Below are 14,828 nucleotides of genomic sequence, written 5' to 3'. Positions count from 1 at the left end.
CATGGCCCACGCCCCCGCCCATCGCTATGCGGTCTACCTGGCGCCGGAAGGCGCCTGGTGGGACCAGGGCAGCCGCTGGCTCGGCCGCTGCGCCGACACCGGCGCGGCGCTCGCTTCCGAGGCGCCCGCCGCCTGGACCGCCGCGCCCCGGCTGTACGGCCTGCACGCCACCCTGAAGGCGCCGCTGCGGCTGGCCGAGGGCAGCGACGCGGCGGTGCTCGACCAGGCCCTGCGATCGCTGGCCGCGCGCCACCGGCCCTTCGCGCTGCGCCTGGCGCTGCGCCAGCTGCGTGGCTTCCTGGCCTGGTGCATCGCCGACGACGACACCGACGGCCGACGCGCCATCCAGGCGCTGGCCGACGACGCGGTGCGTGCGCTCGATCCGCTGCGCGCGCCGGCCACCGAGGCCGAGCTCGCACGCCGCCGGCCCGAGCGTCTGCCCGAGCCCGAGCGCGCGATGCTGGCGCAATGGGGCTACCCCTATGCGTTCGACACCTTCCGCTTCCACATCACGCTCACGGGCATGCTCGAGGACACCGCGCTGGCCGCGGCCGCCGACGCCCTCGCCCGCCTGAGCGCACCGTTGTGCGCGCAACCGATGCCGGCCGGCGCCGTGAGCCTGTACGTGCAGCCCGAGCCGGGCGCCGATTTCCTGGTGGCGCGCCACTACGGCTTCGACGGCACGACCCACGATGGCGCCGGTGCGCGGTTCTTGCCCGCGATGGTCGCGACATGAACGGCGACGGCCTGGTCTACCTGATGGGTCCGTCGGGCAGCGGCAAGGACACCGTGCTGCGCCTGCTGCGCGACCGCCAGCCGGCGCGCCGCCCCCTGCTGGTGGCGCACCGCTACATCACGCGGCCGGGCGGCGCCGACGAGGCCTCGCTGTATCTGCCCGCCGACGAGTTCGGACGCCGCGCCCGCCTCGGCTGCTTTGCGCTGCACTGGGACAGCCACGGCCTGCGCTATGGCATCGGGATCGAGATCGACACCTGGCTCGCCATCGGCGCCACCGTCGTGGTCAATGGCTCGCGCGCCCACCTCGAACAGGCCCACCGCCGCTATCCCGGGCTCACCGCCATCAGCCTGCGCGTCGACGCCGACGTGCTGCGCGCGCGCCTGCTGGGCCGCGGCCGCGAAGACGCCGACCAGATCGCCGAGCGCCTGGCGCGCGCCGCCACCGACTACCCGGTCCCGCCGGGCTGCCGTCACGTGGTCATCCTGAACAACAGCGAGCCGCAGCACGCGGCCGAGGCCCTGCTGCGCGCGCTCGAGAGCTAGCGCTTCGGCGCGCCGCGGCCGGCCCCGTTGCGGGCCGGCCGCGCGCCTTCCCCAAGTGAAAAAAAGTGGCGTCCCGCCAGGACCCTGGCAAGGACGCCACATGAGTGGCCGCGCCGATGCGTTGGCGCGGCAATGATTCGGGCGGATCGGGGCGCGTCGGCCGAGGCGTGCGCGGATCCGGGAAAGGCAGTGTGCGCGGCGCAGATGACAGTCGCGTGGCAAGGGCCCCGCCGATCGGCAAACGAATGTATCCGGCCCGGCCAAGGCCGCCATCGCAAAGCAGAAAGGCCCCTGCGCGGGGCCTTTCGGGTGTGTGGCGCACGCCGACGGCGCGCCTTCGGCCCGGTGCCTAGATCAGCATGGCGCGGATGCGGGCGGAGATGATGTCGATCACCGCCACGAAGGCGATCACGATCAGCATGATGGCGCAGGTCTCGGCGTAGCGGAAGCTGCGGATGATTTCCCACAGCAGGGTGCCGATGCCGCCGGCGCCGACGATGCCGACCACCGAGGCCGAGCGCACGTTGGACTCGAAGCGATAGAGCGACAGCGAGATCCACAGCGGCAACACCTGCGGGATCACGCCGTAGACGATTTCCTCGACCGCATTGGCGCCGGTGGCGCGCACGCCTTCGACCGGACGCGGGTCGATGGCCTCGACGGCCTCGGAGAACAGCTTGGCCAGCACGCCGGTGGTGTGCACCCACAGCGCCAGCACGCCGGCGAACGGGCCCAGGCCCACGGCCACGATGAACAGCATCGCGAACACCATTTCGTTGATGGCGCGGCAGGCGTCCATCAGGCGGCGCATCGGCTGGTAGACCCAGGGCGGCGCGATGTTCGACGAACACAGCAGCGCCAGCGGCACCGCGCACACCACGGCGAGGAACGTGCCCCACACCGCGATCTGCACCGTCACGACCATCTCGTCGAGGTACATGCGCCAGTCGCGGAAGTCGGGCGGGAAGAAGTCGGCGGCGAACTGCGCCATGTTGCCCGAGTCGCGCAGCAGGTCGAGCGGACGCATGTCGGCGCCGTTCCACGAGCCGATCAGCAGCGCGAGCAGGACCGCCCACGCAAGCATCATGGGCAGGGACGAACGGGGACCGGCGGTGAGGGAGACGGTGCTGGAGGCAGCCAGGGACATGGAGGATTCTTCCGGTGGTGCGACGGGCCCGCGCCGTCGTCGCGGCGCGGGCCCCGGCGCTTATTGCTTGACGGTCGCGGCCTGCTTCTCGAGCGCGGCGAGCTTCTGGTCGAGGTCGGCGATGCGCTTGGACTTCTCGCCCGCGTTCATGGCCGTGTCGGCCTCGAGACGCGATTTTTCCTTGGCATATTCCAGCTGGCGGATCGGCACCAGCTGGCCGTTGTCGGAAGGACGGAAGCCCTTGTAGGTCAGGCCCTTGAGCACGGCGAGCTCTTTCTCGGCGTTGGCGCCCTTGCCGTAGTTGACGAAGAAGTCGCGCAGCTTGGTCTTCGTGTCGGCGGGCAGGTCGCTGCGGTAGACCAGCGGGTCGGCCGGGATCAGCGGCGACTTCCACAGCACCTTGACCAGGTCCTGCGGATTCTTGCCGGAGGCGATGCGGTAGCGTTCGAGCGCCTCGGTGTTGGCCACCGCCACGTCGACCTGGCCGTTGATGACCGACAGCAGGTTGGTTTCGTGGTTGCTCACGCGCACGTTCTTGAACAGGGTCTTGGGATCGACCTTGTTGTGCGCCCAGAGGTAGTAGCCCGGCACCAGCGTGCCCGAGGTCGAGTTGGGGTCGCCGGCGCCGTAGCTGAGCGACTTGCCCTGCTTGATCACGTCTTCGACGCTGTTGAGCGGGCTCGCCTTGTTGACCAGCAGCACCGACCAGTAGCCGGGGTTGCCGTCCTTGTCGATCACCGAGGCGAACACCTCGCCCTGGGCGCGGTCCACGGCTTCCATGGCCGACTTGTTGCCGTACCAGGCGACCTGCACCTTGTTGAAGCGCATGCCTTCGATGATGCCGGCGTAGTCGGAGGCGAAGAAGGGCTTGACCGGCACGCCGAGGGTCTTGCTCAGGTCGTCGATCAGCGGCTGCCAGGCCGACTTGAGGTTGCTCGACGATTCAGTGGAAATGATGCCGAAGTTCAGCGTCTTGTCCTGCGCGTGAGCGCCGGCGGAGAGGGCGGCCGAGGCCAGCAGGAAGCAGAAGGTTCTGCGCAGCATGAAGAGGCTCCGTAGGTAAGCCGGTGGGTGAGAACAGCGGAAGATTGCGGATCAGGCGAGCGCCAGCGCCGGCTCGACCAGCGGCGCGCGCGTGCCCGGCTGGGCCGGCAGCAGCTCGCCGAGGTCGGCGCCGTAGAGGTCTTGCAGCATGGCCTGCGTGAGATTGCGCGCCGGGCCGTCGTAGACCACGCGGCCGTGGCGCAGCGCCACGACGCGCGGGCAGTAGCGCAGCGCCACATCGACCTGGTGCAGCGACACCACCACGGCCACGCCGCGGTCGCGATTGATCTGGGCCAGCGTGTCCATCACGCGGCGCGACGATTCGGGATCGAGCGAGGCGATGGGCTCGTCGGCCAGGATCACGCGGGCGTTCTGCACCAGCGTGCGGGCGATGGCGGCGCGCTGCTGCTGGCCGCCCGAGAGCGTGGACGCGCGCTGCCAGGCGTGGTCGCCGATGCCGACCTGCGCCAGCGCCTCGCAGCCGATCGCGATCTCGTCGCGGCGGAACACGCGCAGCAGGCTGCGCCACAGCGGCACGCGCGGCAGCATGCCGGTGAGCACGTTGGTGATGACGGGCAGGCGGCCCACCAGGTTGAATTGCTGGAACACGAAGCCGATGCCGGCGCGGGCGCGGCGCACGCCGCGGCTCATGCGGCCCGACTGCTGGATCAGCGTGCCGTTGACCGTGACGCGGCCCGAGCCGGCATCGCCCGCCACGAAGCCGGCCAGGTGGCGCAGCAGCGTGGACTTGCCCGAACCGGAGGCGCCGAGCAGGGCCACCATCTCGCCCTCCTCGATGCGCAGATCGATGCGCTGCAGCGCCGGCTTGCCGGCGAAGGTTTTGGACAGGCCTTCGACTTCGATGGCGTAGTTCGGCATGGCACGACCCCTTGGTGTTCGTTGACGCTGGGCATTTTGTGGGCGGGGAGTGACCGGCTGATGACGCCGCGCATGTCCGATGCCAGAAAAATGACAGGGTCGGAACAGGTCTTGAAACCTGGCCGTCACAATCGGCCGCGAGCCCCGGCTGGCGCGGTTCTCGGTATAGTCACCATGTATTGCATCGATCCACTTCCGTACCGGACGTCTACATCATGTTGCATGGATCCTGCTTGTGTGGCCGCGTGGCCTACGAGATCGACGGCGCGCTCTCGGATGCGCTCAATTGCCACTGTTCGATGTGCCGCAAGGCCCAGGGCGGCGCGTTCCGCAGCCACGCCTCGGTGCCGACGGACGCGTTCAAGTGGACCCGCGGCGAAAGCGACATCACCTGGTACAGCTCCTCGCCGGGCACCTACCGCGGCTTCTGCAGCGCCTGCGGCACGCCCCTGCTGTCGCGCTTCGATGCCCATCCCGAGGCCTACGGGCTGCCGCTGGGCGCGCTCGACGACGACCCGGGCGTGCGTCCGGCGTGCCATGTGCACGTGGCCAGCAAGGCGCCCTGGTACGAGATCACCGACGATCTGCCGCAGCATCCCGGACCGCTGCCCTGAGCCGCGCCGGCGCCTTCCCCGGCCCGGAAGACGGCCGGTGTGGCAGTGACGCCACGGATCCGCCCACATTGCGGTCAGGAATGACCGCTGGGTGGCGAAAACGTGGTATCCACGCTACAATAAGGTGTTGATTTTCCGCAGGAAGCCGTTTTTCTGCCGTTACCCGGTTCGTGTCTTTACGCGGTCGCCGAGGCAGCATTGGCGGCTTTCCCAGGATGCCTCGCGGCGGTTTTACCGTTACCCGGCATCTCCACAGCTTCTTCCGACGGTTGGTTTTTTCCGTCGCGACCTAGCCGCGCCACCTGGCGCACACTGCCCCAGCGGCGAGTACCCGCCCCCTCCTGGCTCCGGTCAGGTCCCATGGCCCGTACCCGAGTCGGTATCCGGCGTTTGCGCTTGGATTCAATCTGTCCCCCGTCTGGGATCGCTGCGTAGCACTCGCGGTTGCCACCGCCCCGCCGCGCTTGACAAGGAGATATACAAGATGGCGAAAGAAGAACTCATCGAACTGAATGGCGTGGTAGACGAAGTCCTGCCCGATAGCCGCTACCGCGTGACGCTGGACAATGGCGTCGAAGTGGGTGCTTACGCATCCGGCCGCATCCGCAAGCACCGCATCCGCATCCTGGCGGGTGACCGCGTGACCCTGGAAATGTCGCCCTATGACCTGACCAAGGGCCGCATCAACTTCCGTCACAAAGACGAGCGCGGCGGTCCGCCCCCGGCTTCCCGTCCCCAGCATCGCCGCTGATCGGGCGCTCTGGCCCGGAATCCTGGCTCTGTCCTGCCGAACGGACGTCGACCCGTTTGGGTATGATGCGCGGCATGATGGACCAGGATCTTTCCGACGTGACGCAAGACAGGGGGCAGGCGCTGCGCGAACAGCTGCGCCAGGCCGCCGACCGCCTCACCCGGGCCCGCTACATCTACGACTACGGCGAGAAGAACCTCGACGTATTGCGCAATTCGCGCGAAGCCTTCATCAATAGCCTGCGCAACACCGGCCTGAGCTATTACGAAGCGAAGATCAAATACGACAACTGCGTCGAAGACCAGGAATATCACCTGAAGTCGCTCGACGTCGAGGTCGACTACGCACAGCGCCTGTACCAGCGCGCCGTCGCCGACATGCAGGACAGCGCCGACCTGGCCCGCCAGGACTGAGCGCCCCGCCCATCCGGCCCTCCCCGGCCGCCCGCCTCCCAAAAAACAATGCCCCGTCCGGCTCGCGCCGGACGGGGCATTGTGCTTGGGCGCAGACGCGGGGCGTCTTACTTGCCGACCTGGTCGCCGATCACGCCGCCCAGGGCCGCGCCACCGACCGTGCCGAGCACGCCGCCGTTGGTGATGACTGCGCCGGCCACACCGCCCAGCGCTGCGCCGCCGACGGCGCTCTTCTGGCGATGGCTCATGCCGTCCCAGGAGGAACAACCGGCCATGGTGACCGCCAGGATGGCGGCAAGGCTGACTTTGGACAGGGTAGCGAGTTTCATGATCGGCTCCTATTGTTGTGCCAGGGACCGCGCATTTTGCCGATGGCGGCCGGACCGTTACGCGGTGGTGTGGACTCCCGCAAGTTTCGATCCCGCCCCCATGGCGGCATGCGTTGCCCCTATAGATTCAGAGCCTTCAGGATCGCAAAAGGGTCCCCGATTTGCTGTGAAGTTTGCCCAATTTTTGTGTCCATCCATGGGAAATGACGGGCACACCCCGGGGATTGTTGCAAGCCATGCGCCCCTATTTAACCAGGCGTAACGCGTCGCGGAACCGGGGATGTTCGCAGGTCTCGAGCCATTCGAAGATCGCCATCTCGGTGGTGACGATGTCGGCGCCGGCCGAGCGGGCGCGGCGCAGCGCCGCATGATGGTCGGCGGGCTGGCGCGAGCCTGATGCGTCCGACACCAGCACCGCGCGGTAGCCCTGTTCGGCCAGCCCGATCACGGTCTGCAGCACGCAGATGTGGGCCTCGCAGCCGGCCACCAGGATGGTCTTGCGCGCGGGCGGGAGCCAGGCCTCGAAGCCGGGTTCGCGCATCGCCGAGAAGTGCATCTTCTGGAAGGTGGACTGCAGCGTGTCAGCCAGCGGCGCGACCGTGGTGCCGAGCATGCGGCTGTGGTGCTCGGTGGCGACCACCGGCACGTCGAGCAGGCGCGCCGCCTGGGCGAGCTTGTGGGCGGCGGCCAGCACCGCCTCGCCGCGGTCGATGGCGGGCATCAGGCGAGACTGCATGTCCACGATCAAGAGGGTGGCCGCATCGGCCTGCAACAGCTTGCTCATGAAGAAGACTCCGGTGCGATCGCCGCCCGGCGGACGGCCTCCCCAGAGCGTACCCCAAGGCCGCGCCGCCAAAGAAAGAGGCCGGACATGCCGGCCTCCTCTCGAACCCGCCGCGAAGGGCGAGGCTTACTTCAGCGCCTTGTAGCGCAGGCGCTTGGGCTTGGCGCCCTCCTCGCCCAGGCGGCGCTTCTTGTCGGCCTCGTATTCCTGGTAGTTGCCATCGAAGAACACGGCTTGCGAGTCGCCTTCGAAGGCCAGGATGTGGGTCGCGATGCGGTCCAGGAACCAGCGATCGTGGCTGATCACCATCACGCTGCCGGGGAACTCCAGCAGCGCGTCTTCGAGCGCGCGCAGCGTTTCGACGTCCAGGTCGTTGGACGGTTCGTCGAGCAGCAGCACGTTGCCGCCGGCCACGAGCGTCTTGGCCAGGTGCAGGCGGCCGCGTTCGCCGCCGGAGAGCTGGCCGACGATCTTGTTCTGGTCGCCGCCCTTGAAGTTGAAGCGGCCGAGGTAGGCGCGCGACGACATCTCGAACTTGCCCACGGTGATCAGGTCGGCGCCATCGGAGACGGCGTCGAACACGGTCTTGCCATCGGCCAGCGAATCGCGCGACTGGTCGACGTAGGCCAGCTTGACGGTCTGGCCCAGCTTGACCTCGCCCGAATCGGGCGTCTCGCGGCCGGCGATCATGCGGAACAGGGTCGACTTACCGGCGCCGTTGGGGCCGATGATGCCGACGATGGCGCCCGGCGGCACCTTGAAGCTGAGGTTGTCGATCAGCAGGCGGTCGCCGTAGGCCTTGCTGACGTTGTTGAACTCGATCACCTCGTTGCCCAGGCGCTCACCCACGGGGATGAAGATTTCCTGGGTTTCGTTGCGCTTCTGGTATTCGTACGACGACAGCTCTTCGAAGCGGGCGATACGCGCCTTGGCCTTGGCCTGGCGGCCCTTGGGATTCTGGCGCACCCACTCCAGCTCTTTCTTGATGGTCTTCTGGCGCGCGGATTCGGAAGCCTCTTCCTGCTTGAGGCGGTCTTCCTTCTGCTCGAGCCAGGAGCTGTAGTTGCCCTTCCACGGAATGCCGTAGCCGCGATCCAGTTCGAGGATCCACTCGGCCGCGTTGTCGAGGAAGTAGCGATCGTGGGTCACGCCCACGACGGTGCCCGGGAACTTGTGCAGGAACTGTTCCAGCCACTCCACGCTTTCGGCGTCCAGGTGGTTGGTGGGTTCGTCGAGCAGCAGCATGTCGGGCTTGGACAGCAGCAGGCGGCACAGGGCCACGCGGCGCTTTTCGCCACCGGACAGGTTGCCGACGATGGCGTCCCAGGGCGGCAGGCGCAGCGCGTCGGCGGCGATCTCCATCTGGTGCGCGATGTCGTCGGAGCCGCTCGAGGCGGCCGCGGCGATGATGGCTTCGAGGTTGGCCTGCTCGGCGGCCAGCGCATCGAAATCGGCATCCGGCTCGGCGTAGGCCGAGTAGACCTCGTCCAGGCGCTGCTTGGCGGCGAACACGGCGCCCAGGCCGGCCTCGACCGACTGGCGCACGGTGTGCGTCGGGTCGAGCTCGGGCTCCTGCGGCAGGTAGCCGATGTTCAGGTTCGGCATCGGGATGGCTTCGCCCTCGATCTCCTTGTCGACGCCGGCCATGATCTTGAGCAGCGTGGACTTGCCCGAGCCGTTCAGGCCGAGCACCCCGATCTTGGCGCCGGGGAAGAAAGAGAGGGAAATGTCGCGCAGGATCTGCCGCTTGGGCGGCACGATCTTGCCCACGCGGTTCATGGTGTAGACGTATTGGGCCATGGACTCTGAAACGGACGAAGATTGCGAAAGACTGGATTGTAGGCCACCTGGGGCCGGCCCGCCCGCGACCCCGCGCGCTCAGGCGCGCCGCCCCCGCCATTGGGCCAGGCTGACCCCGGCCAGCGCCAGCAGGCCGCCCACCACGTGGTACAGATGCGGCACCTCGTCGAGCGCCACCACGGCGATCGCGACCGTGCCGACCGGCATCAGGTTGAGGAACAGACTGGCGCGATTGGGCCCGAGATGACGCACGCCCTGCATCCACAGAAAGGGCGCGAACAGCGAGGGGAAGATGCCGGCGTACAGCACCAGCGGGATGTTTTCCGCATTCAGCGGCGAGGGCGCGGCCAGCGTGAAGGTGGGGATCTGGAACAGCACGCCGAACAGCACCTGCACGAACAGCGACTGCCACGGCCCGATCGGCAGCGACCACTTGCGCAACAGGATGCCGTAGAGCGCGTAGGCCAGCGCCGCCAGGCCCATCAGCCCGTCCCCGACATTCACGCCGGCGCGCAGCAGTTGCATCGGGTCGCCCTTGCCCAGCAGCAGGGCCAGGCCGAACAGCGATACCAGGGCACCGATCAGCGCGGTGGCCGCCGGCCGCTCGCGCAACACGAGCGAGCCCACGCCGATGGTGAGCAGCGGCACCATCGCGGTGATGATGCCCATGTTGGTGGCGGTGGTGCTGGCCGCGGCCACATAGGCCAGGCCCTGGTAGAGCGCCATGCCGAGCGCGCCCAGCACGCCCAGCCGCCACAGATTGGGCCGGATCCGGTCCCATTGGCGCAGCGTGCCCGGCAGGGCGAACGGCGCGAGCAGGACGGCCGCCAACACCCAGCGATAGAAGCCGATGGCCGCCGGCGAGATGCTGGTGGCGGCCATCTTGGTCACCACCATATTGACCGACCAGATCAGGGCGGCAAAGAGCGGATACAGCATGAATCGGGGTGAGGCGGCGGCGGTCATGGCAAAATTCTGGAAAAAACCCGCGCATAGTACGCTCTCGGACCCGCCCCCCGCCCGGTGACCCTGCCGGGCACGCGGGAACCGCCGGTCCCGTTCCACCCTTACCCAGATCCGCCATGTCCGCCACGCACCAGCCCCCCGCCTCGCTCTCCGTGTTCAGCACGACCGAACTCGACATGCTCGCCAAGACGGCCGACGCCATGTCCGCGTACCTGGGCCGGCCGGTGCTGGTCGAGGTGGGCAAGGCCGAGGAAGGCACCGAATGGGCCACCTTCGGCGTGGCGCTGGACACCGACGGCGACGAGGCCGACGACGACCAGCCGCACGTGCAGATGGGCGGCCCCGGCGCCCGCCTGCTCGGCGGCCGCGGCGGCCTGCCCGACAGCGCCAGCCAGGCCTACGACTGCGTCTACCTCTGGGCGGTGCAGATCACGCTCGTCGAGGGCGAGCGCTTCGTCAAGCTCGACCAGGAAGGCGAGGAATGCGCCTGGTCGGACGAGCTCGAAGACATGCTGCCCTTCGCCTTCTCCGATGAAGCGCCGGAGGACGAGGATGAGGACGACGAAGACGACGATGACGACGACAACCAGGACGACCCCGACGACGACGCCCTGCGCCGCGCCGTCCCGCCCAGCCCGCACCGGCATTGAATGAAAGAGCCCGCTTCCAAAGCGGGCTTTTCGCTGCTGGGCACCAGCAAAAATGTAGTCTGACACCTTTGTTTTGCAAGCACCGCAAGCGCGAAGCGCGTCGCCAGAACAAAGGTGTCAGACTGCATTTTTCAACAAAGGTGTCAGACTGCATTTTCCGCAGACGGGCACTCCAACAATGGTGTCAGACTACATTTTCCGCGGACGGCAACCACCAAAAATGTAGTCTGACACCTTTGTTTTTCGAGGCGCCCCCGCGGGGGGGCATCAAGGCGCAGCGTGGAGTCTAGATCCGCTGTTCCTCCACCGCATGGCAGGCCACCACGCCGGCGCCTGTGGGCAGGGCGACCGGCACCTCGCGTTTGCAGCGGTCGTTGGCGTGGGGGCAGCGCGGGTGGAAGGTGCAGCCGGGCGGGGGGTTGAGCGGGTTGGGCACCTCGCCGGCCACGGCCGTGCGGCGCTTGCCCGTGCCCTCCAGGTCCGGAATCGCTTCCAGCAGCATGCGGGTGTAGGGATGACGCGGCTGGGCGAACAGGTCGTCGCGCGACGCCACCTCCACGATCCGGCCCAGATACATCACGCCGACGCGGTCGGCCACGTGATGCACCACGGCCAGATTGTGCGAGATGAACAGGTAGGTCAGGCCCAGCTCGCGCTGCAGTTCCTTCATCAGGTTCAGCACCTGCGCCTGCACCGACACGTCGAGCGCGGAGGTCGGCTCGTCGCACACCAGGAACTCGGGCCGCACGGCGAGCGCGCGCGCGATCGAGATGCGCTGACGCTGGCCGCCCGAGAACTGGTGCGGATAGCGATGCTGGTCGGCCGGGTCCAGGCCGACCTGGGTCAGCAACTCGGCCACGCGGATCTCGCGTTCCGCCGCGCTCATGCTGGTGTGCGTGAGCATCGGCTCGGCGATGATGCGGCCCACGCGCCAGCGCGGGTTCAAGCTGGCGAAGGGATCCTGGAAGATCATCTGCAGGCGGCGCCGCAGCGCCCGGCCGGAACGGCCCTGCATGCGCGCCACCGGCTGGCCGTCGAACGCGATCTCGCCGCGCGTCAGCCCATACAGGCCCACCAGCATGCGCGCCACCGTGGACTTGCCACAGCCCGACTCGCCCACCAGCGCCAGTGTCTCGCCGCGGGCGATGTCGAACGACACGCCATCCACGGCGCGCAGCATCTGGCGCGGCTTGCGCGCCAGCACGCGTTCGAGCCAGGGTTGCGACACGTCGAACCAGCGCGCCGCGTCGCGTACGGAAACCAGGGGGGCCGTCATGCCGCCTCCTCCACATCATGCAACCAACAGGCCGCGCGGGACGTGCCCGCCGGCAACAACTCGGGGCGCTCCTGCGTGCAGCGCGGCATGCGCCGGCCGCACCGCGGATTGAAGGCACAGCCCGGCGGAATGGCGTTCAGGCGCGGCATGCTGCCGTCGATCTGCACCAGCCGCTCCACATGCCCCTTCATGCTCGGGATCGAGCCCATCAGCCCCACCGTGTACGGGTGGCGCGGCTGGTGGATCACGTCGGCGACCGGCCCGATCTCGGCCAGGCGGCCGGCGTACATGACCGCCACGCGGTCCGCCGTCTCCGCGATCACGCCCATGTCGTGCGTGATCAGCATGACCGAGGCGCCCTGCTCGCGGCACAGCTTCTTGAGCAGGTCGATGATCTGGGCCTGGATCGACACGTCGAGCGCGGTGGTGGGCTCGTCCGCCACCACCAGCTTGGGCTCGGCGGCCAGCGCCAGCGCGATCACCACGCGTTGCCGCATGCCGCCCGAGAACTGGTGCGGATAGTGATCGATGCGCTCGCGCGCCGCCGGAATGCCGGTCGAGGCCAGCAGCTCGATGGCGCGGTTGCGCGCCTGGCTCCACGTCATGGGCAGGTGCGTGACGATGGTCTCGGCCAGCTGGCGCCCCACCGTGTAGAGCGGGTTGAGCGAGGTTAGCGGATCCTGGAACACCGCGCCGATCTCGCGTCCGCGCACGCGCCGCATCTGCTCGTCGCCGAGGTTGTCGATGCGCCGGCCCGACAGCAGGATCTCGCCGCCGCTCACGCGGCCCGGCGGCTCCAGCAGGCCGATGATGGCCGCCCCCGTGAGGGACTTGCCGGCGCCGGACTCGCCGACCACGCCCAGCACCTCGCCCGGCGCGATCGAGAACGACACGTCGTCCAGCGCCTTGAGCGTGCCGTGCCGGGTAGGAAACTCCACCGACAGGTTTTTCACTTCCAATAGTGCGCTCATGGCCACCTCAATTCAGGCGGGGATTGAGCGCATCGCGCAACCAATCGCCCAGCAGGTTGACCGACAGCACCAGCAGCACCAGCGCCAGCCCCGGGAAGATGGTGATCCACCATTCGCCCGAGAACAGGAAATCGTTGCCGATCCGGATCAGCGTGCCCAGCGAGGGCGCGGTGGGCGGCACGCCCACGCCGAGGAACGACAGCGTCGCCTCGGTGATGATGGCGGTGGCCAGGTGGACCGTGGCCAGCACCAGCACCGGCCCCATCACGTTGGGCAGCACGTGGCGGAACATGATGACCGGCGTCGACACGCCGATCACGCGCGCGGCCTGCACGTATTCGCGGTTCTTCTCGACCAGGGTCGAGCCGCGCACCGTGCGCGCGTATTGCGGCCAGCCGGCCAGCGCGATGGCGCCGATCAGCACCGGGAACGCGATCACCTCGTGCAGCTCGCGCGGCACGGCGGCGCGGGCGACGCCGTCGATCAGCAGCGCGATCAGGATGGCCGGGAACGACAGCTGCACGTCGGCCACGCGCATGATGAAGGCGTCGACGCGGCCGCCGACATAGCCCGACAGGAGCCCCAGCACGATGCCGATCAGCATCGACAGCGCCACCGAGGCCAGGCCGATCAGCAGCGAGACCCGGGTGCCGTACAGCAGCGCGGAATAGAGATCGCGGCCCTGGCTGTCGGTGCCCAGCAGATACTTGGTCGAGCCGTTGTCTTCCCAGGCCGGCGGCAGCAGCGCGTCGAGCAGCTCCACCGTGGTCAGGTCGAAGGGATTGTGCGGCGCGACCCAGGCCGCGCCGAACGAGCCGACCAGCAGCAGGAACAGGATCACGGTGGCGACGATGGCCACCGGGGCGTGGCGCCAGGACCAGAGCAGGTCGCTGTTCCACCAGCGTTTGAGCGTGGCTTGCATCAGTGACCTCCCCGCGCGCCGCCCAGACCCGAGCGCAGGCGCGGGTCCACAAAGAAATACAGCAGATCGACCACCAGGTTGATCAGCACGAACACGAGCGCGATCAGACAGAGGTAGGCCGCCATCACCGGCACGTCGGCGAACTGCACCGCCTGGATGAACAGCAGGCCCATGCCGGGCCACTGGAACACCGTCTCGGTGACGATCGCGAACGCGATGATGCCGCCCAGTTGCAGGCCGGTGATCGTGATCACCGGCACCATGGTGTTCTTCAGCGCGTGGCCGAAGTGGATGGCGCGGCGCTTCAGGCCGCGGGCCCGGGCGAACTTGATGTAGTCGGTGCGCAGCACCTCCAGCATCTCGGAACGCACCAAGCGCAGGATCAGCGTCATCTGGAACAGCGACAGCGTGATGGCCGGCAGGATCAGGTGCTTCCAGCCCGTGGGCGTGAGCAGGCCGGTGGTCCACCAGCCCAGCGCGACCGTGTCGCCGCGGCCATAGCTGGGCAGCCAGCCGAGCTGCACCGAGAACACCAGGATCAGCAGGATGCCGATCAGGAAGGTGGGCAGCGACACGCCCAGCAGCGAGCCGGCCAGCACCAGCTGCGACAGCATGCCGTGGCGGCGCAGCGCGGTGTAGACGCCGAGCGGCAGGCCGACCACGAGCGCGAGGATGGCCGCGGCGAACGAGAGCTCGAGCGTGGCCGGCAGGCGGCTGCGGATCAGGCTGGAGACGGGCTCGCTCTGGCGCAGCGAAATGCCGAAGTCGCCTTGCACGGCGTTGCCGACAAAGCGCGCGAACTGGACGGGCGCGGGATCGTCCAGGCCCAGTTTGTGGCGCAGTTCCACGCGCTCGGCGTCCGTGGCGTCCTGGCCCAGCATGATGGTGACCGGGTCACCCACATACTGGAACAGCACGAACGCCAACAGGGCCACCGTAAGCATGACCGCGCCGGCCTGCAACAGGCGGCGGAGGATGAATGCGAACATGGGGAGATGAAA

17 protein-coding genes are annotated in these 14,828 nt (G+C 68.3%); 6 read left to right on the top strand and 11 right to left on the bottom strand.

The genetic code is table 11. The annotated features are described in order from the left end of the window. The first annotated feature begins 1 nt into the window (after nucleotide 1). Nucleotides 2-736, top strand: a complete 735-nt coding sequence (locus tag CEG14_RS04820; RefSeq protein WP_094825182.1) for a DUF1045 domain-containing protein — start codon at nucleotides 2-4, stop codon at nucleotides 734-736. Next, nucleotides 733-1,281 (top strand): phosphonate metabolism protein/1,5-bisphosphokinase (PRPP-forming) PhnN, encoded by a 549-nt coding sequence (gene phnN, locus CEG14_RS04815; protein ID WP_094825181.1) that lies wholly within the window; start codon nucleotides 733-735, stop codon nucleotides 1,279-1,281. The genes CEG14_RS04820 and phnN overlap by 4 nt, the downstream gene beginning before the upstream one ends. A 349-nt stretch (nucleotides 1,282-1,630) precedes the next feature. On the opposite strand, the gene phnE is transcribed toward phnN, so the two are convergent. The 3 genes from phnE to phnC are packed head-to-tail and all read right to left on the bottom strand — an operon-like array spanning nucleotide 1,631 to nucleotide 4,351. Next, nucleotides 1,631-2,428 carry a phosphonate ABC transporter, permease protein PhnE gene (gene phnE / locus CEG14_RS04810; protein WP_094825180.1) on the bottom strand — a complete coding sequence of 266 codons (798 nt, stop codon included), beginning with the start codon at nucleotides 2,426-2,428 and terminating at the stop codon, nucleotides 1,631-1,633. A gap of 60 nt (nucleotides 2,429-2,488) precedes the next feature. Next, nucleotides 2,489-3,472: a phosphonate ABC transporter substrate-binding protein gene (gene phnD / locus CEG14_RS04805; protein ID WP_094825179.1), complete on the bottom strand. Its 984-nt coding sequence runs from the start codon at nucleotides 3,470-3,472 to the stop codon at nucleotides 2,489-2,491. Between the two features lie 51 nt (nucleotides 3,473-3,523). After that, nucleotides 3,524-4,351 carry a phosphonate ABC transporter ATP-binding protein gene (gene phnC / locus CEG14_RS04800; protein ID WP_094825178.1) on the bottom strand — a complete coding sequence of 276 codons (828 nt, stop codon included), beginning with the start codon at nucleotides 4,349-4,351 and terminating at the stop codon, nucleotides 3,524-3,526. 215 nt (nucleotides 4,352-4,566) lie between these two features. On the opposite strand from phnC, the gene CEG14_RS04795 reads away from it, so the two are divergent. The 3 genes from CEG14_RS04795 to CEG14_RS04785 all read left to right on the top strand — a co-directional run bounded on the left by CEG14_RS04795 (nucleotide 4,567) and on the right by CEG14_RS04785 (nucleotide 6,129). Then, nucleotides 4,567-4,965, top strand: coding sequence for a GFA family protein (locus tag CEG14_RS04795; protein WP_094825177.1), 399 nt, complete (start codon nucleotides 4,567-4,569; stop codon nucleotides 4,963-4,965). Nucleotides 4,966-5,449: 484 nt separating this feature from the next. Continuing rightward, nucleotides 5,450-5,716: a translation initiation factor IF-1 gene (gene infA / locus CEG14_RS04790; protein ID WP_094825176.1), complete on the top strand. Its 267-nt coding sequence runs from the start codon at nucleotides 5,450-5,452 to the stop codon at nucleotides 5,714-5,716. Between the two features lie 74 nt (nucleotides 5,717-5,790). Continuing rightward, complete coding sequence (locus CEG14_RS04785) at nucleotides 5,791-6,129, top strand: hypothetical protein (RefSeq protein ID WP_256985577.1); 339 nt, start codon at nucleotides 5,791-5,793, stop codon at nucleotides 6,127-6,129. A gap of 107 nt (nucleotides 6,130-6,236) precedes the next feature. Here the strand turns inward: CEG14_RS04785 and CEG14_RS04780 are convergent, their stop codons facing one another. The 4 genes from CEG14_RS04780 to CEG14_RS04765 form a co-directional block, all read right to left on the bottom strand. Continuing rightward, complete coding sequence (locus CEG14_RS04780; RefSeq protein WP_094825175.1) at nucleotides 6,237-6,458, bottom strand: glycine zipper 2TM domain-containing protein; 222 nt, start codon at nucleotides 6,456-6,458, stop codon at nucleotides 6,237-6,239. Nucleotides 6,459-6,702: 244 nt separating this feature from the next. After that, the gene (locus CEG14_RS04775; RefSeq protein WP_094825174.1) at nucleotides 6,703-7,242 is read right to left on the bottom strand and encodes an isochorismatase family protein; all 540 of its coding nucleotides are present in this window, start codon (nucleotides 7,240-7,242) and stop codon (nucleotides 6,703-6,705) included. Nucleotides 7,243-7,368: 126 nt separating this feature from the next. Continuing rightward, a complete protein-coding gene (gene ettA, locus CEG14_RS04770) occupies nucleotides 7,369-9,042 on the bottom strand; it encodes an energy-dependent translational throttle protein EttA (protein ID WP_094825173.1) in 1,674 nt (557 codons plus the stop codon). Nucleotides 9,043-9,120: 78 nt separating this feature from the next. Continuing rightward, on the bottom strand, nucleotides 9,121-9,981 hold the full coding sequence (locus CEG14_RS04765) for a DMT family transporter (RefSeq protein ID WP_094825288.1): 861 nt from the start codon (nucleotides 9,979-9,981) through the stop codon (nucleotides 9,121-9,123). Between the two features lie 143 nt (nucleotides 9,982-10,124). Between CEG14_RS04765 and CEG14_RS04760 the strand changes: the two genes are divergently transcribed. Further along, the gene (locus tag CEG14_RS04760) at nucleotides 10,125-10,658 is read left to right on the top strand and encodes a hypothetical protein (protein WP_094825172.1); all 534 of its coding nucleotides are present in this window, start codon (nucleotides 10,125-10,127) and stop codon (nucleotides 10,656-10,658) included. A 286-nt stretch (nucleotides 10,659-10,944) separates the two neighbouring features. On the opposite strand, the gene CEG14_RS04755 is transcribed toward CEG14_RS04760, so the two are convergent. The 4 genes from CEG14_RS04755 to CEG14_RS04740 are packed head-to-tail and all read right to left on the bottom strand — an operon-like array spanning nucleotide 10,945 to nucleotide 14,816. Further along, the gene (locus CEG14_RS04755) at nucleotides 10,945-11,934 is read right to left on the bottom strand and encodes an ABC transporter ATP-binding protein (protein ID WP_094825171.1); all 990 of its coding nucleotides are present in this window, start codon (nucleotides 11,932-11,934) and stop codon (nucleotides 10,945-10,947) included. Next, nucleotides 11,931-12,905, bottom strand: coding sequence for an ABC transporter ATP-binding protein (locus CEG14_RS04750; RefSeq protein WP_094825287.1), 975 nt, complete (start codon nucleotides 12,903-12,905; stop codon nucleotides 11,931-11,933). Before CEG14_RS04750 ends, CEG14_RS04755 begins: the two co-directional genes overlap by 4 nt. Before the next feature lie 7 nt (nucleotides 12,906-12,912). Next, nucleotides 12,913-13,827 carry an ABC transporter permease gene (locus tag CEG14_RS04745; RefSeq protein WP_094825170.1) on the bottom strand — a complete coding sequence of 305 codons (915 nt, stop codon included), beginning with the start codon at nucleotides 13,825-13,827 and terminating at the stop codon, nucleotides 12,913-12,915. Beyond that, nucleotides 13,827-14,816 (bottom strand): ABC transporter permease, encoded by a 990-nt coding sequence (locus CEG14_RS04740; RefSeq protein ID WP_094825169.1) that lies wholly within the window; start codon nucleotides 14,814-14,816, stop codon nucleotides 13,827-13,829. Before CEG14_RS04740 ends, CEG14_RS04745 begins: the two co-directional genes overlap by 1 nt. Between the last annotated feature and the right edge of the window lie 12 nt (nucleotides 14,817-14,828).

The sequence above is a fragment of the Bordetella genomosp. 1 genome, from assembly GCF_002261335.1.
Classification (GTDB): domain Bacteria; phylum Pseudomonadota; class Gammaproteobacteria; order Burkholderiales; family Burkholderiaceae_B; genus Bordetella.
The sequence above is the reverse complement of the archived record's forward strand: the minus strand, read 5'-3'. Positions and strand labels throughout refer to the sequence as shown.